This window comes from Rhodococcus sp. 06-1460-1B, assembly GCF_002258475.1.
In the GTDB taxonomy this organism is placed as follows: Bacteria; Actinomycetota; Actinomycetes; order Mycobacteriales; family Mycobacteriaceae; genus Rhodococcoides; species Rhodococcoides fascians.
Map to the genome: position 1 here is coordinate 1 of NZ_NOYS01000029.1, position 20,029 is coordinate 20,029.

At 66.3% G+C, this 20,029-nt stretch carries 19 protein-coding genes; 12 read left to right on the plus strand and 7 right to left on the minus strand.

What is annotated here, in order from left to right:
- On the plus strand, window positions 1–196 hold a 196-nt coding region (locus CH268_RS28090), incomplete at its 5' end, for a hypothetical protein (RefSeq protein WP_217900917.1).
- Between the two features lie 103 nt (window positions 197–299).
- Here CH268_RS28090 and CH268_RS15640 read toward each other — a convergent pair.
- Both CH268_RS15640 and CH268_RS15645 read right to left on the minus strand, forming a co-directional pair.
- Window positions 300–734, minus strand: a complete 435-nt coding sequence (locus tag CH268_RS15640; RefSeq protein ID WP_027497353.1) for a DUF3040 domain-containing protein — start codon at window positions 732–734, stop codon at window positions 300–302.
- Between the two features lie 238 nt (window positions 735–972).
- Entirely contained in the window at window positions 973–1,422 is a 450-nt protein-coding gene (locus CH268_RS15645; protein ID WP_255182406.1) for an SAV_6107 family HEPN domain-containing protein, read from the minus strand.
- Between the two features lie 202 nt (window positions 1,423–1,624).
- On the opposite strand from CH268_RS15645, the gene CH268_RS15650 reads away from it, so the two are divergent.
- The 5 genes from CH268_RS15650 to CH268_RS15670 are packed head-to-tail and all read left to right on the plus strand — an operon-like array spanning window position 1,625 to window position 6,627.
- Window positions 1,625–2,242, plus strand: coding sequence for a GNAT family N-acetyltransferase (locus tag CH268_RS15650; protein ID WP_094664955.1), 618 nt, complete (start codon window positions 1,625–1,627; stop codon window positions 2,240–2,242).
- A gap of 4 nt (window positions 2,243–2,246) precedes the next feature.
- Window positions 2,247–3,854: a phytoene desaturase family protein gene (locus CH268_RS15655; protein ID WP_094664957.1), complete on the plus strand. Its 1,608-nt coding sequence runs from the start codon at window positions 2,247–2,249 to the stop codon at window positions 3,852–3,854.
- Window positions 3,851–4,675, plus strand: a complete 825-nt coding sequence (locus tag CH268_RS15660; RefSeq protein WP_094664959.1) for a carotenoid biosynthesis protein — start codon at window positions 3,851–3,853, stop codon at window positions 4,673–4,675. The genes CH268_RS15655 and CH268_RS15660 overlap by 4 nt, the downstream gene beginning before the upstream one ends.
- A gap of 31 nt (window positions 4,676–4,706) precedes the next feature.
- Window positions 4,707–5,441: an LppM family (lipo)protein gene (locus CH268_RS15665; RefSeq protein ID WP_045841254.1), complete on the plus strand. Its 735-nt coding sequence runs from the start codon at window positions 4,707–4,709 to the stop codon at window positions 5,439–5,441.
- A 37-nt stretch (window positions 5,442–5,478) separates the two neighbouring features.
- Window positions 5,479–6,627, plus strand: a complete 1,149-nt coding sequence (locus CH268_RS15670) for a glycosyltransferase (RefSeq protein ID WP_094664961.1) — start codon at window positions 5,479–5,481, stop codon at window positions 6,625–6,627.
- A gap of 13 nt (window positions 6,628–6,640) precedes the next feature.
- On the opposite strand, the gene metF is transcribed toward CH268_RS15670, so the two are convergent.
- Window positions 6,641–7,567, minus strand: coding sequence for a methylenetetrahydrofolate reductase [NAD(P)H] (metF, locus tag CH268_RS15675; RefSeq protein WP_032368108.1), 927 nt, complete (start codon window positions 7,565–7,567; stop codon window positions 6,641–6,643).
- Window positions 7,568–7,752: 185 nt separating this feature from the next.
- Between metF and CH268_RS15680 the strand changes: the two genes are divergently transcribed.
- From CH268_RS15680 to CH268_RS15695, 4 genes are all read left to right on the plus strand, one after another.
- Window positions 7,753–8,865 carry a polyprenyl synthetase family protein gene (locus CH268_RS15680; RefSeq protein WP_441346976.1) on the plus strand — a complete coding sequence of 371 codons (1,113 nt, stop codon included), beginning with the start codon at window positions 7,753–7,755 and terminating at the stop codon, window positions 8,863–8,865.
- Between the two features lie 11 nt (window positions 8,866–8,876).
- Window positions 8,877–10,460, plus strand: coding sequence for a phytoene desaturase family protein (gene crtI, locus CH268_RS15685; RefSeq protein ID WP_176457961.1), 1,584 nt, complete (start codon window positions 8,877–8,879; stop codon window positions 10,458–10,460).
- A 160-nt stretch (window positions 10,461–10,620) separates the two neighbouring features.
- On the plus strand, window positions 10,621–12,258 hold the full coding sequence (locus tag CH268_RS15690; RefSeq protein WP_094665041.1) for an alpha-(1->6)-mannopyranosyltransferase A: 1,638 nt from the start codon (window positions 10,621–10,623) through the stop codon (window positions 12,256–12,258).
- A gap of 11 nt (window positions 12,259–12,269) precedes the next feature.
- Complete coding sequence (locus CH268_RS15695; protein ID WP_032368109.1) at window positions 12,270–13,250, plus strand: phytoene/squalene synthase family protein; 981 nt, start codon at window positions 12,270–12,272, stop codon at window positions 13,248–13,250.
- 18 nt (window positions 13,251–13,268) lie between these two features.
- On the opposite strand, the gene CH268_RS15700 is transcribed toward CH268_RS15695, so the two are convergent.
- Complete coding sequence (locus CH268_RS15700) at window positions 13,269–13,640, minus strand: Rv2175c family DNA-binding protein (protein WP_027497362.1); 372 nt, start codon at window positions 13,638–13,640, stop codon at window positions 13,269–13,271.
- 184 nt (window positions 13,641–13,824) lie between these two features.
- Here CH268_RS15700 and pknB point away from each other — a divergent pair, with 184 nt between their 5' ends.
- The gene (gene pknB, locus CH268_RS15705) at window positions 13,825–15,801 is read left to right on the plus strand and encodes a Stk1 family PASTA domain-containing Ser/Thr kinase (RefSeq protein WP_094665043.1); all 1,977 of its coding nucleotides are present in this window, start codon (window positions 13,825–13,827) and stop codon (window positions 15,799–15,801) included.
- A 54-nt stretch (window positions 15,802–15,855) separates the two neighbouring features.
- Here the strand turns inward: pknB and CH268_RS15710 are convergent, their stop codons facing one another.
- The gene (locus CH268_RS15710) at window positions 15,856–17,241 is read right to left on the minus strand and encodes a class II 3-deoxy-7-phosphoheptulonate synthase (RefSeq protein WP_027497364.1); all 1,386 of its coding nucleotides are present in this window, start codon (window positions 17,239–17,241) and stop codon (window positions 15,856–15,858) included.
- A 45-nt stretch (window positions 17,242–17,286) separates the two neighbouring features.
- Window positions 17,287–17,778: a polyadenylate-specific 3'-exoribonuclease AS gene (locus CH268_RS15715; RefSeq protein ID WP_094664963.1), complete on the minus strand. Its 492-nt coding sequence runs from the start codon at window positions 17,776–17,778 to the stop codon at window positions 17,287–17,289.
- 164 nt (window positions 17,779–17,942) lie between these two features.
- Between CH268_RS15715 and CH268_RS15720 the strand changes: the two genes are divergently transcribed.
- Window positions 17,943–19,151, plus strand: a complete 1,209-nt coding sequence (locus CH268_RS15720; protein WP_255182412.1) for a glycosyltransferase 87 family protein — start codon at window positions 17,943–17,945, stop codon at window positions 19,149–19,151.
- Between the two features lie 9 nt (window positions 19,152–19,160).
- On the opposite strand, the gene CH268_RS15725 is transcribed toward CH268_RS15720, so the two are convergent.
- Entirely contained in the window at window positions 19,161–19,889 is a 729-nt protein-coding gene (locus CH268_RS15725) for a lysophospholipid acyltransferase family protein (RefSeq protein WP_032374359.1), read from the minus strand.
- Window positions 19,890–20,029 lie beyond the last annotated feature (140 nt).

Genomic DNA, 20,029 nt, shown 5'->3' on the forward strand with positions numbered 1-20,029 from the left:
AGTGGGGGCAATGGCCGGCGGTGGGGGGAAGTGGGGAGTTCACCCCGGAACCACCACCCGGGAACCACCACCCGGGAACCACCACCCCGGAACCACCGCACGGGAACGATCGCACCGCGCCGTCGCTGGGGCGCGCTCGATCGAGCACGCCGCACGACAGGGGCTACGGAAGGCTGGCCGTATCGAAGAGCCGTGAAACGACAGCAGCACCTCACCCGAGGGTGAGGTGCTGCTGTCGAATCGGTGAAGTTGTGGTGGGTGACCGTCAGGCCCAGGGAGATCCGGACGGCGGAGTCATATCACTCCTGATCGAACCGCTTACGAAAACGGTCTTCCATTCGAGAGGTGAAGCTGCCGCCCTTGCGGCCACCGCTCGATTTCGGCTGAGCACTACGACCTTGCGTGCCGGCTCGGTCGCTTGCGCTACCTTCTTCGCCGGTCGCGGCAGCTCCCTTCTTGGAGCCGCCGAACAAGAACAGTGCCCCGGCACCGAACATGAAGAGAAAGCCGATGAGGCTGACGACGAGAAAACCCAGACTGTTCGTCGACAGTGCTACACCGGCGACGAGCAACACGAGTCCCACGACGAACAACGCGGCAGCCTGAAAACGCCTCTTGCTCGACGCCGCGCGAACGCGACCGCCCCTCACATGGGACGCGAATTTGGGATCCTCGGCGTAGAGAGCGCTCTCGATTTGATCGAGCATGCGCTGCTCGTGCTCGGAGAGTGGCACGGTACCTCCCCCTGCACAGATAATGAGAGTCGTTTCGGTTCAGAAGCGACGGGAAGCTGACCTTGGCGGCTACCTACTGACGATGATACGAGCTGAATCGGCCGCTTACCACCTACTCGCACTATGTGTTCCTGAGAAACGACCAAGTTTTCGAGACGGACGTCTCGGAAACACTTGTCGAACACCGTGTGACGTGGCTGTTCACGTCCGTCCGGACTCGAGGAACCGACTCGGCGGGCTATGCGGACAGCGGTGCCGCCATCGGATCGACAGGCTGGAACCTCGACTGACCGCCCAACCGGTCCTCGACCGCGTTCAGAAAACGACTGACGTGTCGATAGAAGTCGTCTGCGTCGACGTCTCCGACAGCGGACGAGGCACCCGCCTCGACTGCCGCGCGGGTTGCGGAGAAGGACGAGAAGTACTCGGACCAGATCGCCAGATCCGGCGCAGCCTTCGCCATCAGAACCCAGGCGTTGCGCGAACGTGGCCGCGAGCCGATCGAATTGGGCAGCGATGCCAGGACTGCGGCAGCACCCTTGAGTGCGGCGACGTAGCTTCCGAGGAAGCGGTCCCCCGCATCGCGCTCACCGATGGATTCGGACAGCAACGCATCGGCTCGACCGAGCAGGACCTGCGCATGACGCGACACCGGCGACCGCACGCCGACATCGAATGTCTTCGTCATCGTCATACTCGAACACCTCCAGTTCGAATCTCCGGGCGCGCTACCGACACGCCTGGAACCGTGATGAAGCCTTACAGTCGAACTCCGGAAGAATCCGCCTCGTTCGTCGAGGTGATCCACCGGCGCACTCGGCCCCGATCATCGAACACCCGTTCGACACATTCAATATAGCTGTGCCCACCGACAAGTTGCCGAAGAAAGGGTGAGAACCGTCGTCACCGATGCGCAGACAACCCCCTACGTGGTCGATCTGACGCCCCAGGAATTCCGTCGGCGCTTGTTCGACGCTCTGGCGATCTACGTCGAGGCCATGGAATATCCCCGCGGAACCGAGCACAGCCGCGCACCGATGTGGACGGAGCATCTGCACCGGCCGGGCTGGCGAGCGGTGGGAGCCATGGTGCCCAATCCCGACAAGACGCAGCCGGACACGCTGGTCGCCGTTGCGTACGGGTATCACGGCGCGCACCATCAGTGGTGGCATCAGCAGGTCCGCGACGGATTGCGCCGCGCAGGACACTCGACACAGCACGTCGACGCCACCCTCGGCGACTACTTCGAATTGACCGAATTGCACGTACTACCGAGCGCGCAAGGACACGGACTCGGCGGGCGTCTCTGTCGCAGGCTGCTCGACGGTGTCCGAGCGCACTCTGTGATGTTGTCCACACCCGAGGTCGCGCAGGAGGACAACCGCGCCTGGCGGTTGTATCGACGGCTCGGCTTCGAGGACGTACTGCGGCACTTCACGTTCGCCGGCGACCGGCGCCCCTTCGCGGTGCTGGGCCGCCGGTTGCCGCTCGACGGGCCCGTAGCCTGAAGGTGTGATCGATGCTGTGGTGGTGGGCTCCGGCCACAATGCCCTGACTTCTGCCTGCTACCTGACCGATGCCGGAATGTCGGTGGAGATCGTCGAACGCGACACCGTCGCGGGCGGTGCGGTGTCGACGGTGGAGCGCTTCCCCGGCCATCGAGTCGACCGGGGCTCCTCCGCGCACATCATGATCAGGCACACCGGGATCGTCGAAGAGCTCGGACTCGAGGAGTTCGGGCTGCGCTACATCGACTGCGATCCGTGGGCATTCGCCCCGGGCGACGTCGACACCGCCGAACGCGCCATCGTCTTCCATCGCAGCCTCGATCGAACGTGCGAGTCCATCGCTGCCGCCTGCGGGCCCGCCGATGCGCGCGCCTACCGTTCCTTCGTCTCGGTGTGGGGCCCGCGCAGCGAACGCACCATGCGCGCATTCGGTGGGCCGCCCACCGGGTCCAAACTGCTCCGATCCTTCTGGGGACTCGGTGCGCCCGACGGCGGCAGCTCGCTCTCGCGCGAGTTTCTCGCCACCGGCGATTCCCTGCTGGACGAAATGTTCACGAGCGAGCGACTCAAAGCTGCGCTGGCATGGTTCGGAGCGCAGTCCGGCCCGCCGATGTCCGAGCCCGGCACCGCCCCGATGGTCGGCTTCGCGGCTCTGATGCACACGCTCCCACCGGGCCGCGCCGTCGGCGGTAGCGGCGCACTGACCGAGGCGATGATCGCCCGGCTGCACCGGGACGGGGCAGCGCTGACGCTCGGCGATGCCGCCGTATCGCTGACGCGTCGCGCGCACGGCTGGACGACGAGGACCGCGTCGGGACGGGAGATCGACAGCACGATCGTCGTGGCCGGATGTCATATCCTGACCACGCTCGACCTGCTGGCGGAGGGCGGACACGACGCGGCACAGCTGGCCCGATGGCGCTCCACCATTCGGGTGGGTCCGGGGATCGGTACCGCGGTTCGGTTGGCCACCGACGCGCTGCCGCAGTACCCGAGCGCCGACTGCATCGAGGACGGTACCCACGGTCTCGCGCTGCTCGTCCGCGACCGCGCGCAATTGCGGTTGGCTCACGGGCACGCCCTCGCCGGGGAGCTGCCGCCGACACCCGCTGTTCTCGGCATGTCGTTCAGCGCCCTCGATCCGACGATCGCGCCGCCGGGTCAGCATCAGATCTCCCTGTGGTCGCAGTGGCATCCGCACACTCTCGCCGATGGCCGCCGGTGGCGCTCGAACGTGCCGGGGCAGCGTTCTTTGGCCGAGGTCGAGGGTGATCGAATCGTCGCCGAGCTCGATCGCTACGCCCCGGGATTCGCCGCGTCGGTCCTCGATCGGTACGTACAGTCGCCGCCGGACATCGAGCAGGAACTCGGACTGATCGGAGGCAACATCATGCACCTGGACATGTCACTGGACCAGATGATGATGTGGCGTCCTCATCCCCAGCTGGCCGGCCACCGCGTTCCCGGAGCAGACGGTCTCTATCTCACCGGCGCGTCGACTCACCCGGGAGGCGGCGTCACAGCGGCCAGCGGCCGTTCGGCGGCGAGAATCGCACTCGCGGACGCACGCGCGGGGCGTCGTCGCGCATTCTTCAGCAGGAGACGAGCATGAAGATTGCCCCGACGGTCTTCGCGATCGGTGCCGTCGCCGCCCAGATCTGCTACCCGCTCGTATCGGGTTCGACGCGGGACGCGGTGACCATCGCGGTGGTCGCGCTACTCGCGCTGGCGTCGATCGCGCACGCCGTGCTGTACCGCGGAAAGCCGTGGGCGGCGGCTCTCGTGATCCTGACTGCAGGAACGGGATTCGTGTCCGAACTCGTCGGCACGGCCACCGGGTTTCCCTTCGGCGAGTACTTCTACGCGCAGAATCGACTCGGACCCAGCCTGTTCGAGGTCCCCGTGGTGGTTCCACTCGCCTGGACGGCGGGGTTCTATCCGATCTGGTGCGCGGTCACGTTCATCGTCGGCCATCTCGGTGCGACACGGCTCCGAGCGTCTGCATTCCGAATCGCCGCAGTCGCCGTCGGAATGGTGGGCTGGGACCTGTATCTCGATCCTCAGATGGTCACCGACGGCCAGTGGACCTGGACGTCCGGTGCCGTCGGACTGCCGGGTGTGTCGTCGATCCCGTTGACCAACTACGCGGGTTGGCTGTTGGTGGCGACATTGATGGCCGCAGTCATGGAAGCGGTGAACCGCGTGGTGGCCCCGCGCGCGTCCGACGACGTCGTTCCCCTCGGGCTGTTCCTGTGGACGTGGCTGGGTTCGGCGCTCGCGCACGCGGTGTTCCTCGACGGCCCCGAACTACGATTCTCGGCCGTCTACGGATTCGTCGTCATGGGTAGTGTCGGAATCCCGTTGCTGTGGATCGCACGTCGTCGCGGATCTCTACGTAGCCGACACGCACCGATGGCAACCCCTGCCGACTGACACCGACGCGACGCCCTGGCACGATGTCGCTGTGCAGTCGACATCACGAACATCCGCTCGTACCCGCCGACGCCGAGTTCTCTCGGTGCTCGCCCTGACGCTGCTGGTCGCGCCGATGCTGGCCGGCTGCTTGCGGGTCCAGGTCACGATGGGTGTGTCGGCCAACGACCGGGTGGCGGGTCAGATCGTCGCGGCGACGGTCCCCACCTCCGACACCGACACCGGCCCCGAACTCGTGGTGCCCTCCTCGATCGAGGACAAGGTCCGCGTCGAGCCGTACAACCAGGACGGGTACGTCGGGTCGCAGGCCATCTTCGACGACCTCTCGTTCGGTGATGTTCAGACACTCGGTTCGATCTTCCAGAACGCGGCCGGATCGTTTCAGCTGACCCTGCAGCGTTCGGGCGACACCGTGACGCTCGCCGGTAACGCCGACCTGTCGTCGGTACCGGTCCAGGGGTCCGACGTGCAGTTCACTATTGCATTTCCCGCCCGTATCGGGACCACCAACGGCACTCGCGAGAGCGACAACTCGATCTCGTGGAAGCTGCCGGCAGGCGAAGTCACCTCGGTGCGTGCCGAGGTCAACTACCCGGACCCCAACACTCGTAGCTTCGCCGGCTGGGCGGGCATCGTGGGCGGCGTGACCGTCGGAGTGGCCGCTATCGTCGGTGCCATGGCCTGGGTGTCGCGGAACCCACCGTTGGGCAACCGTCGTAAGCGCGCTGCCGAGACGGGCGAGTCGAACGACCGAACGTCGGTGTGATCGCCCCCATCTCGTCCCGCACGACAGATCTCGCCGAATGACGGTCCTGACCCGGGCGACTCGGGCGACTGCCGTTCTCGCCTCCACCTCCGCTGCCGTCGCGGTGTTCAATGCGCTGTTCGTGCCGGGTTTGCGTCGACCGAGCCGTGACGTCACCGAACGGGTCGCAGTGTGCATCCCCGCGCGCAACGAAGTCGACACGCTGCCTGCGTTGATCGGCGATCTCACGCGTCAACGATTCTGCACCGACCTGCAGGTCGTCGTCCTCGACGACGATTCGACCGACGGAACGGCAGCCGCTGCCGTCACCGCGGCGAACGGCGATCCGCGATTCCGCGTCGTGACCTCCCACGCGTCGCCGCCGCCCGGATGGACGGGTAAAGCCGCCGCGTGCGCCGAACTGGCCGACTCGGTCGACGTGGATACGACGATCGTCATGTTCGTCGACGCGGATGTCCGGCTCGAACCCGAGGCCCTCGCCGCCGCGGCGAGGAGGTTGCGCCGCCGCGGCGACGCTCTGATGTGCCCCTGGCCCGAGCAGGTGGCGGGTGGTCTCGCCGAACGCCTCGTTCAACCGCTGCTCGCGTGGTCGTGGATGTCGACGCTGCCCGTGCCGGTCGGCAATGCGACGCTGCTGCCGTCGATGGCCGTCGCCTGTGGGCAGTTCATGGCGTTCGATGCCGCCGCGTATCGCGTCGTCGGCGGCCACAGCTGCGTCGCGTCGAGTGCCACCGAGGATCTGGACATCGCGCGTGTCCTGCGTCGACGCGGGTTCTCGACGTCGGTTGCCTCCGGTGCCGGGTTCGTACGGTGCCGGATGTACCGCTCGGCCGCCGATGTTCGGGCGGGTTACAGCCGGTGGCTGTGGAACGAGTTCGGTGGGCCCGTCGGTTCGGCCACGGCTGCCCTTGCGCTGAGTACGGTCTACCTGTTGCCGCCGGTCGCGGCAGTCTTCGGTTCCGGTTCGACGCGGCGACTGGGTGTCGTCGGTTACCTCGCCGGGACCGTATCGCGCGTGGCATCTCGTCGGCGCGAGTCGGGACCCCGATTCGGCGCTCGCGACGTCGTCGACGCCGCGGTGCACCCGCTGTCGATTCTCGCCTTCGTGGGGCTCGTTGCGGAATCCCACGTGCGACGACGCCGCGGCGCGCTGAGCTGGAAGTCGCGTCCGATGCCGACGTCGTAACGCCGATCGCAAGTCAGACGCGCGCGGCTGCCAGCCCCAGGTTGCTCAGGACCTCACGTGTCGCGCGCGCGAAATTCAACGTGATGAAGTGCAGCCCGGGCGCACCTTCCGCGATGAGCCGCTCGCCGATGTTCGTGGCGAGCTCGATACCCACCTCTCGAACCGCGGCCTTGTCTTCCTCGGCTCCGGATCCTGCTGCGCGAGTGAACTTCTCGTCCAGATGCGACGGCAATGTCGTGCCCGAGAGCTCGAGCATCCGGCGCACCGAACGCAGCGAGGTGATGGGCATGATCTCGGGGATGATCGGCTTGGCACCCTGCTCGGGGTCGTATGCGCTGACGCGATCACGCAGCCGCAGGTAGTCGTCCACGTCGAAGAACATCTGCGTGATCGAATACTCCGCTCCCGCACGCAGCTTCCCGACGAGGCACCTGGTGTCCTGCTCGAGATCGTCGGCGCGGTGATGGCCTTCCGGGAACGACGCCACTCCGACGTGAAAGTCGCCCAGTTCGCGGACCATACGCACCAGCTCTTCCGCGTACTCGACTCCCTCGGGATGCTTCTCCCACTCGCCGAGTGGATCTCCCGGGGGGTCACCGCGAAGAACGAGGATGTTGGTGATGCCGCGGTCGGCGTACGACCCGACCATCGAGCGCAACTCGGCGACACTGTGCGACACGGCAGTGAGATGCGCCACTGGCAGCAGAGTCGTCTCCTCGGCGATCTGACCGGTGACGCGCACCGTTCGATCGCGGGTGGAACCACCTGCGCCGTACGTCATCGACACGAACGCGGGCTGGAGTTGCTCGAACTCTCGCACTGCTCGCCACAACCTGGCCTCGGCAGCCTCGTCGCGCGGGGGCGAGAACTCCACCGAGAACGGGATCCTCGCTTCGGGTTCGGTCCGCAATCGGTCGACGATCGACGGCGTCCTCGTCACGAATCCTCGGCTCGACCGCCCCCTGACGGAATCTTCGCTCACCCGAAGATCATAGGTTGCGCTGCGCCGCCGGCCCGCTGGGCATCCCCCGACGGCGTAGTTCGCTGCTCGTCGGTGCCGGGTTCGGGTGCCTATTACTGTGGGACTGTAACGCGTCTTTCCCACGAAGACCTTGGAGGATCGTCCTGTCCGGAGACCTGTCCGCGCCCACCAACTCTGTGTCCGTGAATGCGACGTCGCTACGGGATTCCGTCGATGCGAAGCTCGCGGAGTTCTTCGCCTCGCGTCGTGCGGTCGTCGACAGCGTCGGCGGTGGCTACCCGGCCGCAGTGGCCGACCTCGAGGCGTTCGTACTACGCGGCGGCAAGCGCATGCGCCCGGCATTCGCGTGGACCGCGTGGCTCGGCGCGGGCGGTGAGCCCACCGGGGACCGCGCCGACGCAGTACTGCGTGCGTGCTCGGCCCTCGAGTTGATCCAGGCCTGCGCATTGATCCACGACGACATCATCGACTCGTCCCGCACCCGCCGAGGCTTCCCGACCGTGCATGTCGGCTTCGCTCAGCGACATCGCGATGCGGGGTGGTCGGGCTCGGCAGATCACTTCGGGGTCTCCGCAGCCGTTCTCGTCGGCGACCTGGCGCTGTGCTGGGCCGACGACATGCTGCGCGAGTCGGGCATCGACACGGACGCGGCACGGCGGGCGCAGCCCGTGTGGTCCGCGATGCGTACCGAGGTGCTCGGCGGTCAACTCCTCGACATCGAGGCCGAAGCCGGGACGGACGAGAGCGTCGCGGCAGCCATGCGCGTCAACCGGTACAAGACCGCCGCTTACACGGTCGAACGCCCTCTGCACCTCGGGGCCGTTCTTGCCGGGGCCGGCGAACCGCTGACTGCGGCGTACCGCAGCTTCGGTGCCGACATCGGCATTGCCTTCCAGCTGCGCGACGACCTGCTCGGCGTGTTCGGCGACCCGGAGATCACCGGCAAACCGTCGGGTGACGACATCACCGAGGGCAAGCGCACGGTGCTCATCGCCGTCGCCTTGCAGCAAGCGGACGCGAGCCGTCCCGATCACGCGGCGAAGATTCGAGCCAGTCTCGGTACCGAGCTCAGCGAGAGCGAGGTCGCCGACATCCGATCGATACTCACCGAACTGGGCGCCGTCGAGGCCGTCGAACGGCAGATCGACGAACTGGGCACCCGGGCCGTTGCCGCGCTGGACGACAGTTCCATCGATCCGATCGCCGCCGAACACCTTCGTGCCATGGCCACCGCCGCCATCCAACGGCAGTACTGAAAGAGAGCGTCATGTCTACGATCCGAACCGTTCCCGGCCGCACCGACTCGGTCGTCGTCGTGGGAGCTGGATTGGCCGGCCTGGCCGCGGGGCTCCACCTGCTGGGCGCAGGCAAGAAGGTCACGATCGTCGAGCGCGACGACACCGTGGGCGGCCGCGTGGGGGTGTATCCGGTGACCGACTCCGACGGAACGCATCTCTACGACATCGACAACGGTGCGAGCGTACTCACGATGCCGAACCTGGTGCTCGAAGCGTTGGCCGCCGTGGGTGCCGACTTCGAGTCCACGACGCCGCCGATTCGGCTGACGTCCCTGTCGCCGTCGTACCACACGCGGTACGCCGACGGCACGTCCATCGACGTCTACTCGGACCCGGAGGCAATGGCCGCCGAGGTCGAGCGGACCTGCGGTACGGCCGAGGCGCAGGGCTACCGCGATCTTCGGCGCTGGCTCGCCGACATCTTCGACGCCGAATTCGACCGCTTCATCGACTCGAACTTCGATTCGCCGCTGGACCTCGTGGGATCCAAGGCCGCGATCACCGATACCGCAACGCTGACGAAGCTGGGCGGCTTCGGTCGCCTCGGGCCACGGGTCGATCGTTTCCTGAAGGACACCCGTCTGCGCCGAGTGTTCACGTTCCAGGCCCTCTACGCCGGCATGGCACCGCAGAAGGCGCTGGCCGTCTACGGTGCGATCGCACACATGGACACCTCCCTCGGGGTGTTCTTCCCCGAGGGAGGCATGGCGGCTATCGGCCGGGCCATGGCCGACGCGTTCGTGACGGCGGGCGGCACGCTCGAACTGGGCACCGACATCGTCGACATCACCGTCGACCGCGGCCGTGCCGATGCCGTCCTCACCGCCGAGGGACGTCGAATCGCTTGCGACGCATTGATTCTCACCGCCGACTTGCCCGTCGTCGATCGCCTGCTCGATCGCGCCTCGGTGTCGAAGAAAGGCAGGCGCAATGGGTACGGCGTCGTGTCGCCGTCCGCCGTCGTGGCCCACGGAACGGTTCCGGTCGAACTCACGGCGTCGTGGCCTGCGCGGGCGCACCACACCATCGACTTCGGTGACGAATGGGCCGAGACCTTCCGCCGGATCACCGCCCGCTCCGGCAAAGGATCTCTGATGGCCGATCCGTCACTGCTGATCACGCGGCCGTCGGTGAGCGATTCGGGCCTCGAGGTCGTGCGCGACGGGGTCCGCAGCGAGCCGGTCTCGATCCTCGCCCCGTGCCCCAACCTCGACAGCGCTCCCCTCGCCTGGACCGAACTGGCTCAGCCCTACCTCCGAGAGATTCTGGCGACGCTGGAGGGCCGCGGATACACCGGACTCGCCGACGCTTTCGTGCTCGATCACATCGACACACCGCAGACGTGGGCGGACAAAGGCATGTTGTCGGGCTCGCCGTTCTCGTCCGCGCACGTCTTCCGGCAGACCGGGCCTTTCCGGAGAAAGAACATGGTCGCCGGCCTCGACAACGTGGTTCTCGCCGGCTCCGGAACCACTCCCGGTGTGGGCGTGCCGACCGTCTTGGTCTCGGGCAAGCTGGCGGCAGAACGAGTGACAGGGCCGCGAGGGCGGTAGGTTCGTCCGATCGACTGCGTCGACCAACTAAGCTGAGCGCGATCGTTTGCCGGTCGCGATCTTTGCTGCGACCATGATCCTTCGGCCGACAGCGAGAACGCGTCGGCGCGGAGCCACATCTCGACACACACGACTCGCAGCAGAGGAGGAGCAGGCGGCAATGTCTTCGGTTTCGTCGCACTCCACCTCCGAAGGGCGCTCGTCGGACGGGTCTGCACCGGTGCCTGCGCGGCATCCGTCGAGACTGACGACCACCGGAAACTTCCTGCGAAGTCCCGAGGGCAAAGCAGCGATCCTCGGGGTTCTCGGTGCGGTCTGCATCATGTTCGGTGGATTCGGCGCGGGCAGCGTGCGCCGTCGTGACCCTCTACTCGAAGAGATGCATCTGTCGTGGCTGCGATTCGGCCACGGCTTCGTGCTGTCGACCGTCATCGTCTGGGCCGGTGTGCTGTTGATGATCACCGCCTGGGTCAGGCTCGGCCGAGCCACGCTGCACGGCCGCACCACGGTGGGCGAGCTCCGGTGGATCGTGCCCGCATGGACGGCACCGTTGCTGCTGTCGGTGCCGATGTTCAGCCGCGACGCTTACTCGTACCTCGCTCAAGGTGCGTTGCTACGGGACGGCTTCGACCCGTATGCCGTTGGGCCCGTTGCCAATCCGGGAATCCTGCTCGACAACGTCAGCAACGTGTGGACCACGACCACTGCCCCGTACGGGCCGCTGTTCCTGCTCCTCGGTCGCGGCATCACCAGCCTGACCGGCGACAATGTGATCGCCGGAACCATGCTGCTCCGCCTGACCATGCTTCCCGGGCTCGCTCTGATGATGTGGGCCGTCCCGCGACTGGCCACCCATCTGGGCGGGCGCGCCACGACGGCGGTGTGGCTCGCCGTGCTCAATCCCCTGGTGCTGATCCACCTCATCGGCGGAGTGCACAACGAGTTGCTCATGGTCGGCCTGATGACCGCGGGCATCGTGCTCGCGCTCGAGCGTCGCCACGTGGCCGGCATCGCGCTGGTGGCGATCGCCGTGGCCATCAAGGCAACTGCCGGTCTCGCTCTGCCGTTCCTGGTGTGGATCTGGATGCTGCACCTCCGCGACAAGGCGCGCGAGGAAGGCCGCACACCGCCTGCACCGATTCTGGCGTTCACGAAGACCGCGGGCATCGGAGCGGCCGTCTTCGTCGCGGTGTTCGCCGTCGCGTCCGTGATCGCCGGAGTCGGCATCGGCTGGCTCACGGCGTTGTCCGGCTCGGCGAAAATCATCAACTGGCTGTCACTGCCGACGATCCTCGCGCATCTGGTGACCGTCAGCACCTCGTGGTTCCTCGATCTGCGTCTCGGACCGGTTCTCGACGTCACCCGGCTGCTGTGCGCGATCGCCTTGGTGGTCATCCTGGCCGGGGCGTGGTGGTTGGGCCGCCGATCCGAGCGGGACGCGGTCAAGGGCATCCTGATCGCTCTCGTCGCCACTGTCGTTCTCTCCCCCGCCGCGCTGCCCTGGTACTACTCGTGGCCGTTGGCGATTGCGGCCGGCTTTGCGTTGTCCCGCCGAACGCTGATGGTTCTCACCGGCCTGTCGACCTGGCTGATGCTGGTGTTCCAACCCGACGGATCCATCGGCCTGTACACGTTCGTGCACGTGGCCCTCGCAGTTTTCGCTGCAGTCGTTGCCGCGCTGGCGCTGACCCGAGTCGACCCGTTGCGTTTGCGATCGGACCGCTCCCGGGAACACCGTGCCGTACCCAACGCCCCCAAGACCGCGACCGTCTCCACCGAAGACGACGCCACACCGTGAGGTCCCGCGCCATGAGTGCCCGCGTATCGAGAGAACTGACCGACATCGATCCTGCTCTGCACGAGGCGTATCGCATCTGCCGCGAACTGAACGCCCAGCACGGCAAGACCTATTTTCTGGCAACCAGGCTGTTGCCCGTCGACAAGCGCGCAGCCGTGCACGCTCTGTACGGTTTCGCTCGGATGGTCGACGACATCGTCGACCTCGAAGGCACCGACATCGCGGTCGGTTCGGACGAACTGAACGCCCGCAGAATCGTCGAACTCGACATCATCGAATCCCGGGTGCGCGACGCCTTGGCCGGAAAACCTCTGTCCGACAGCACATCCGATCAGGTGTTGAGCGCATTGTGCGACACGGTCGCTCGGTACGAGATTCCCCACGACTACTTCTTCGCGTTCATGCATTCGATGCGCATGGACATCCCGGGCAGCGCGATGTTCGTCTCGCGGTACCGAACGATGGAGCAGTTGAACGAGTACATGTACGGATCGGCCGCAGTCATCGGACTGCAGATGTTGCCGATCCTCGGAACGGTGGTGCCGCGAGCCGAGGCCGAGCCCTCGGCTGCGGCGTTGGGCGAGGCGTTCCAGCTGACCAACTTCATCCGCGACATGGGTGAGGACCTCGACCGCGACCGCATCTATCTCCCGACCGACGAATTGGCGGCCTTCGGGGTCGACGAGGATCTGTTGCGGTGGTGCCGGACCACCGGCTCGGTCGATGCCAGAGTCACCCGCGCCCTCGCCCACTCGATCGCCGTCACCCGGTCGATCTACCGGACGTCGGACGCCGGGATCGACATGTTGGATCCGCGAGTGCGTCCGTCCATGCGAACGGCGTCCATTCTGTACGGCCGCATTCTCGACGAGGTCGAAGCGCAGGGCTACCGGGTGCTCTCCCAGCGCGCGACCGTGCCGCAGTGGACGCGCGCACGCGTCGCGCTACCGCAGTTCGCCGTCACCGGCTGGAAGCGCGCCACGGTCCGCTGACAACCGCTGTTCCAGCTGCTAGAAGGCCATTGCCTGAGCGCGTCTGATCACTTCGCGCATCAGGTCACCGTGCAACGCTGCGACCGGGGTGCCGGGCAGACTGTCGTCCTCGGCGAACAACCACCGCAGAATTTCTTCGTCCTCGTAGCCGCCGTCGTGCAGCACCGCCAGCAGGCCGGGCAGACCCTTGACGATTTCGCCCTTGGTCGTGTCGAAGAACTGCTCGGGCACGCCGGGGACGCGGGAACGCTTGAGAGCCAACAGCTGACGATCCCGCACGAGCTGCTCGACGCGCGTCTTGGGGACGTCCAGGATCTTGGCGACGTCGGCGAACTGCAGCAGAGAAACCGACGGATCGAGCACGTCGTCGGCGTAGGGAATGGCACTCACGCGGGTAACGTTAACGGGTCCGGCGTCCAGACTTCAAAAGTGACGCGGCCCGCCACGGAGACCGAAGACACGAACCACGATCGTCGGTGAGCTCCCACGGCGCCGATACCATCGTCGTCAGGCGTCCGGATTTCGAGCGGACACATCGAGGACGACGAGGGGAGGTTCGGTGATACCGGGTTCGATGCTCGATCGTCGATATCGAATAGACGCACCGATCGCACGGGGCGGAATGTCGACGGTCTACCGCGGACTCGACACCAGGCTCGACCGACCTGTCGCGGTGAAGATCATGGATCCGAAGTTCGCCGAGGACCCGCAGTTCGTTCAGCGATTCGAGTTCGAGGCACGCGCGGTGGCCAGGCTGAGCCACCCCGGTCTGGTGGCCGTGTACGACCACGGGCGGGACGGCGATCACGCATTCCTGGTCATGGAGCTCGTCGAGGGCGGAACGTTGCGCGAGCTGCTGCGGGAGCGCGGGCCCATGCCGCCGCACGCCGCAGTCGCCGTGGTTCGCCCCGTGCTCGAGGCTCTCGCCGTCGCACACCGCGCCGGTCTGGTGCACCGAGACATCAAACCGGAGAACATCCTGATCAGCGACGACGGAGACGTCAAGATCGCCGACTTCGGGCTGGTCCGAGCCGTCGCCGCCTCCACCGTCACCTCGAGCAGTGTGATTCTGGGCACGGCCGCGTATCTGTCTCCCGAACAGGTCACCACCGGCTCCGCGTCCGCGAGCAGCGACGTCTACGGCGTCGGAGTCGTACTGTTCGAGCTGCTCACCGGACGCACCCCGTTCACCGGCGACACATCCCTGTCCATCGCCTACCAGCGCATCGACAACGACGTTCCGCTCCCCTCGACCCTCATCGCAGGCGTGCCACCACAGTTCGACGACGTGGTCCAACACGCCACCGTCCGCGACCGGGAACACCGATACCGCAACGCCGACGACATGGCCCGCGCGCTGCGCACTGCCGCGTCGGCGCTGGCACTTCCCGCGTACCGGGTGCCCGCTCCCCAGCGTTCGGCACAGCACCTGAGCTCGGCGGCTGCGGGCGCACCGACGACAGTCGCCGGCGATCGACAGCCGCCCACCCGCACCCAGGTGGTGCAGAGCGCTCCCCCGGTACCACCGCCCGACGGCATGCACCACACCCGAGTGGTCACGTCACCCACATCCCGCGAAATCGAGTACGAACCGCAACCGGACGACCCGCAGCCGGCGGCACCCTTGGGCCGGCGACACTACGAATTTCCCGATTTCGCCGCCGATCGCCAACGGTCCCGGCGGGCCATCGTCGTCTGGTTGGTGGTCGTTGCACTGTTGGCCGTATTGGTCGGTTTCGGCGGCTGGTGGATGGGCTCGGGCCGATACACCGCAGTTCCGATGGTCGACGGTCTCGACACCACCGGTGCCACGAGCGCGATCGAAGCGTCGGGCTTGGAAGCAACGGTTCGGGGAACGTACTCCGACACCGTCTCGACCGATCTGCTCATCGGCACCGACCCCGTCGGTGGTTCCCGAATCGCCAAGGGCGACACCGTGTTCCTGCTCGTCTCACTGGGCAGCCCGACCGTCCCCTCCATCGACTCCGACGCCTCCGTCGAAGACATGCAGCAGCAATTGCGCGAGAGAACCTTCACCCCGGTCGACGGCGGCGAGGCATTCAGCACCACCGCGCCGATCGGCGGCGTTGCGGCGCTCGATCCCCCGCCGGGAACGGTGTTGAACACCGGTGCCGCGGTCACCGTGCTGCGCAGCAAAGGTGCACCGCCGGTACAGGTTCCCGACGTCCGCGGACAGAGCGTCGATCAGGCACGGACGACTCTCGAATCGGTCGGCATCACCGTCGACGAGGTCCGCGAGACGTTCGACGAGGACACCGACGGCGGAAAAGCGATCGGCACGAACCCGAAGGCCGGCCAAACCGTCAAGTCCGGCACCACCGCCGTCCTCGACGTGTCTACCGCGGTCACCGTGCCGTCGCTCCTCGGCCGTTCGGTGGGATCCGCACGCACGACTCTGGACTCGCTGGGACTGACGATCGATGTTCGTCAGGTGGTCGACACGGACGGCTCGTTGGTCATCTCCCAGAGCCCCGGAGCCGGTTCACGGGTGGAACCGGACTCCGAGGTCATGGTCGTCTCACTGCCCTGACCCCCGGCGGCCCTGACCGCCGGCTGCCCTGAGCCACCAGGGCGGTGCCGGCGATCAGCCGCGAAGCATCTCGGCGACGAGGAATGCCAGCTCGATGCTCTGCTGAGTGTTCAGTCTCGGGTCGCAGGCAGTTTCGTAGCGCCCGGCCAGGTCGAGATCAGAGATGTCCTGGGCTCCGCCGAGGCATTCGGTGACGTCGTCACCGGTCAGCTCGACGTGGATTCCGCCCGGGTGGGTGCCGAGGCCGTTGTGCACCTCGAAGAAGCCCTGCACCTCGTCGACGATGCGGTCGAAATGCCGGGTCTTGTATCCGGTGGACGCCTCGTGCGTGTTGCCGTGCATCGGGTCGCACTGCCAGATCACCTGGTGTCCGGTGGCCTGCACCTTCTCGATGATGGCAGGCAGGATGTCGCGAACCTTGCCGTTGCCCATGCGTGAGATCAGCGTCAGGCGGCCCGGCTTGTTGGTCGGATCGAGGCGCTCGACGTATTCGACGGCCATCTCGGGGGTCGTGGTGGGTCCGATCTTCAGCCCGATCGGGTTCGAGATCAGTTCGGCGAGCGCGATGTGCGCGCCGTCGAGCTGGCGAGTGCGGTCGCCGATCCACAGGAAGTGAGCCGACAGATCGTAGAGCTTGGGGTGATCGTCGGTGTTGTCGAGCCGCAGCATCGCGCGCTCGTAGTCGAGTACGAGTGCTTCGTGGCTCGCGAAGATCTGGGCGGTGTGCAGATTGGGGTCGGAGACGCCACAGGCATCCATGAACCGCAGGCCGCGGTCGATCTCCCCGGCCAGCGCCTCGTAGCGGGCTCCGGCGGGTGACTGCGCGACGAATTCACGGTTCCAGTCGTGCACCTTGTGCAGGTCGGCCATCCCGGCTCCGGTCAGTGCCCGAACCAGGTTCATGGCCGCACTCGCGTTGGCGTAAGCGCGCACCAGCCGTGACGGATCGTGGCCGCGCACGCTCTCGTCGGCCACCAGCGAGTTGATCATGTCGCCGCGGTAGGACTGCAGGCCGAGCGCATCGATGTTCGACGAGCGAGGCTTGGCGTACTGGCCGGCGATGCGCGCGACCTTGACCACCGGCATGCTCGCCCCGTAGGTGAGTACGACGGCCATCTGCAGCAGCGTGCGAATGTTGCCCTTGATGTGCGGTTCGGTGTTGTCGACGAACGTCTCGGCGCAGTCGCCACCCTGAAGCAGGAACGCCTCACCGCGGGCGACGGCAGCGAGCTTGTCCGACAGCGCCTCGACCTCACCTGCGACGGTGATCGGCGGAACGCTCTCGAGCACCTTGCGCATCTCGCCGGCCTGCTCGGGATCCCACTGCGGCTGCTGCGCAGCCGGCTTGGCCAACGCGTCGTCCAATCGAGTGCGCAGCGTCGGAGACAGCGGCGGCAGGTCGGGCAAGCGATCGATGGGTACGTCGACAGTCCAGTTCACCGTTACAGGATATTCGTACCGCCGTCGCCGCAGGACAACGGGTGTTCAACCGCGGTACGAGTACTCCTCGATCGCCTGGAACTTGGCCAGATTGTGGCGCGCGTCGGCCAGGGCATCGTGGGCGTCGTCGGGCACCGAGGGAAGCTCGGGACTGCCGCGATCCTCCCAGTGCTGACGGAGCTCACGGGTGAATCGAGGCAGGGAACGCGGCAACTCGGTCATCGATCCCCACAGCTGGCAGAGCGCCACGTGGTCGTACGCCGCCACCCATGCCCACAATTCGACCTCGGCACCGTAGTGCGGTACGAGGAATTCGAGCAGTTCGTCGCGAATTCGGGATCGGCTCATCCACAACGCCGACGAGTACGGTGGCAGCTTGGGTAAGACGTTGCGCCGGACCCACCGGCCCGCCCGCTCGGGGTCGAACTCGGAGGACACCGCATAGAACTCGCGACCGTCCTCCGACACCACACCGATCGAGACCAACTCGATTGTGCGACCATCCTCGATGAACTCTGTGTCGTAGAAGTAGCGCACGCGGCTCACCCTAGCGCGTGCCCCGGCACGTCCCCCACACACCGCAGAACCGAGCCGAACAAGCCCTGAAAGGGAACGTTGTGACTTCGTCCGACACCAACCGTCCGGTCGCCGAAGCATCGGAGCCTGCCGGCCCGACGCGACGCCGGTGGCCGCGTTGGGCGGTGGCGTCGAGCAGGGTCGTCGTTGTCGTCGCCTCGGCGGTCGGTGTGCTCTTCCATCTCAACGGGTTTCCCGGGCTGCGAACGTTGGGTGAGCATTACCGACTGGATCTCGATGTCTATCGGCTCGGCGGCGAGGTGTTCGCTCGGGGCGGGGATCTGTACGGCCAGCTTCCTCCCATCGCGACCGGTACCACGTTGCCGTTCACTTATCCCCCGATTGCTGCCGCTCTGTTCAGCCCGCTCTCGAAGGTCTCGCTGTACGCCGCATCGATGACGGTGACATCGTTGTCCATGCTCGCGTTGCTGGCGACCGTTGTGCTCACGCTGATCTCGTTGGGGGTTCGCCCTCGCACGCTCGTGTGGTGGAGTGCAGGCGCGGTGTTCGCGGTGTCCGTCCTCGTACTGGAGCCGGTCACGTCCACGTTGAACTACGGGCAGATCAACATCGTTCTGATGATGTTCGTCGCGCTCGACTGCTTGCCGAAGAAGACTCCGTGGCCTCGGGGTGTGCTGATCGGTCTGGTCGCCGCCGTCAAACTCACTCCCGCAGTTTTCGTCTTGTTCTTCTTGCTGCGCAAGGACTTTCGCGCTGCGGTGGTATCGGCACTGAGCTTCGCGGTGTTCACGGCGATCGGGTTTGCGCTCACGTGGTCGGACTCGGTGAAGTACTGGACCGAGACGATCATCGATTCCGATCGGATCGGCGGACCGGGGTACCCGGCGAATCAGTCCATCACAGGTGTGCTGGCCCGCCTCGGAATGGACGAGCTCCCCCGTTCGATTCTGTGGATCGCGCTGTCGGTAGGGGTACTGCTCGTGGCGGGAATCGCGATGCGCAAAGCGTTCGCCGCCGGTGAGGTCGCCCTGGCGCTGACCGTGAACGCGATGTTCGGCCTGTTGGTCTCGCCGGTCTCCTGGTCACACCACTGGGTGTGGGCAGTACCGTTCGCGTTGGTGCTGGCCACCGTCGGATACCGCCGTCGAAGCGCACTGCTACTCGCTCTGGTTGCCGTCGGACTAGCGATCATGGTGTACGCACCGCACTGGAAACTCGGTGAAGGTCGATGGAGTGGACTCGACTGGCCGTTGGTCGATCAGTTCGCCGCATCCGCCTACGTGTGGTGGGCTCTGGCCTCTGTGGTCGCCGTCGCGGCCGTGAAACTCTCGCCTCGGGTCACCCCGAAGGAAACCGACACCGCGGTTCACTGACCGCCGTCGTCAGCTGGCCTTCGAGTCGGGGATACGGCGCGCGGACGGAGCCGAATCTTCGGGTGTCGCAACCTTCTTCAGCGAGGCCGCGTACACGTCGACGTATTCCTGGCCCGAGAGCAGCATCAGGTCGTACATCACCTCGTCGGTGACGGCGCGCTCGACGAATCGGTTACCTGCCATTCCCTCGAACCGGGAGAAGTCGATGGGCTTGCCGACGCGAATGGTGACCTTTGCCGGACGCCACACGCGCGAACCGATCGGGTTCATCTTCTCGGTGCCGATCATGGCGACCGGCACCACCTGAACGCCGGTCTGCAATGCCAGGCGCGCCATTCCGGTCTTGCCCTTGTAGAGCCGCCCGTCGGGCGACCGGGTGCCTTCGGGGTAGATACCGAGCACCTTGCCGGCTTCGATCACGCGGGCACCGGCGTTCAGTGCGTCCTGTGCCGCGTCGGCTCCGGTGCGGTCGATGGGCACCTGACCCACCGCGGTGAAGAACCACTTCTGGAACGCACCCTTGAGACCCGAGCCGGTGAAGTACTCACTCTTGGCGAGGAAGGTGATGCGCCGCGGGGTCTTGAGCGGAAGATAGAACGAATCGAGAACCGCTTTGTGGTTGCTGGCCAGGATCACCGGGCCGTGCGTCGGAATGTTCTCCGCACCCTCGATCGTGGGCCGACCCAGGGCAATGAGCAGGGGCCCCACGATGATGTATTTGAACAGCCAGTACCACATTGACGTGCTCCCTGATCATGGTCGGCAATCGTTGGTGTGCCGGCTCGCGCGGGGCGAACCGACTGCGGCCGTGCGTTCTCGAACCGTGCCGCGTAGTGAACTGTACCCAGGGTTTATGACACCAGCCACATCGACGAGCA

Coding starts and splice junctions, on each gene's coding strand:
- CH268_RS15660 (WP_094664959.1), top strand. CDS start 3,851: ATGAAGATTGCCCCGACGGTCTTCGCGATCGGTGCCGTCGCCGCCCAG.
- pknB (WP_094665043.1), top strand. CDS start 13,825: ATGCTCGATCGTCGATATCGAATAGACGCACCGATCGCACGGGGCGGA.
- CH268_RS15670 (WP_094664961.1), top strand. CDS start 5,479: ATGACGGTCCTGACCCGGGCGACTCGGGCGACTGCCGTTCTCGCCTCC.
- crtI (WP_176457961.1), top strand. CDS start 8,877: ATGTCTACGATCCGAACCGTTCCCGGCCGCACCGACTCGGTCGTCGTC.
- CH268_RS15695 (WP_032368109.1), top strand. CDS start 12,270: ATGAGTGCCCGCGTATCGAGAGAACTGACCGACATCGATCCTGCTCTG.
- CH268_RS15725 (WP_032374359.1), bottom strand. CDS start 19,889: ATGTGGTACTGGCTGTTCAAATACATCATCGTGGGGCCCCTGCTCATT.
- CH268_RS15645 (WP_255182406.1), bottom strand. CDS start 1,422: ATGACGAAGACATTCGATGTCGGCGTGCGGTCGCCGGTGTCGCGTCAT.
- CH268_RS15690 (WP_094665041.1), top strand. CDS start 10,621: ATGTCTTCGGTTTCGTCGCACTCCACCTCCGAAGGGCGCTCGTCGGAC.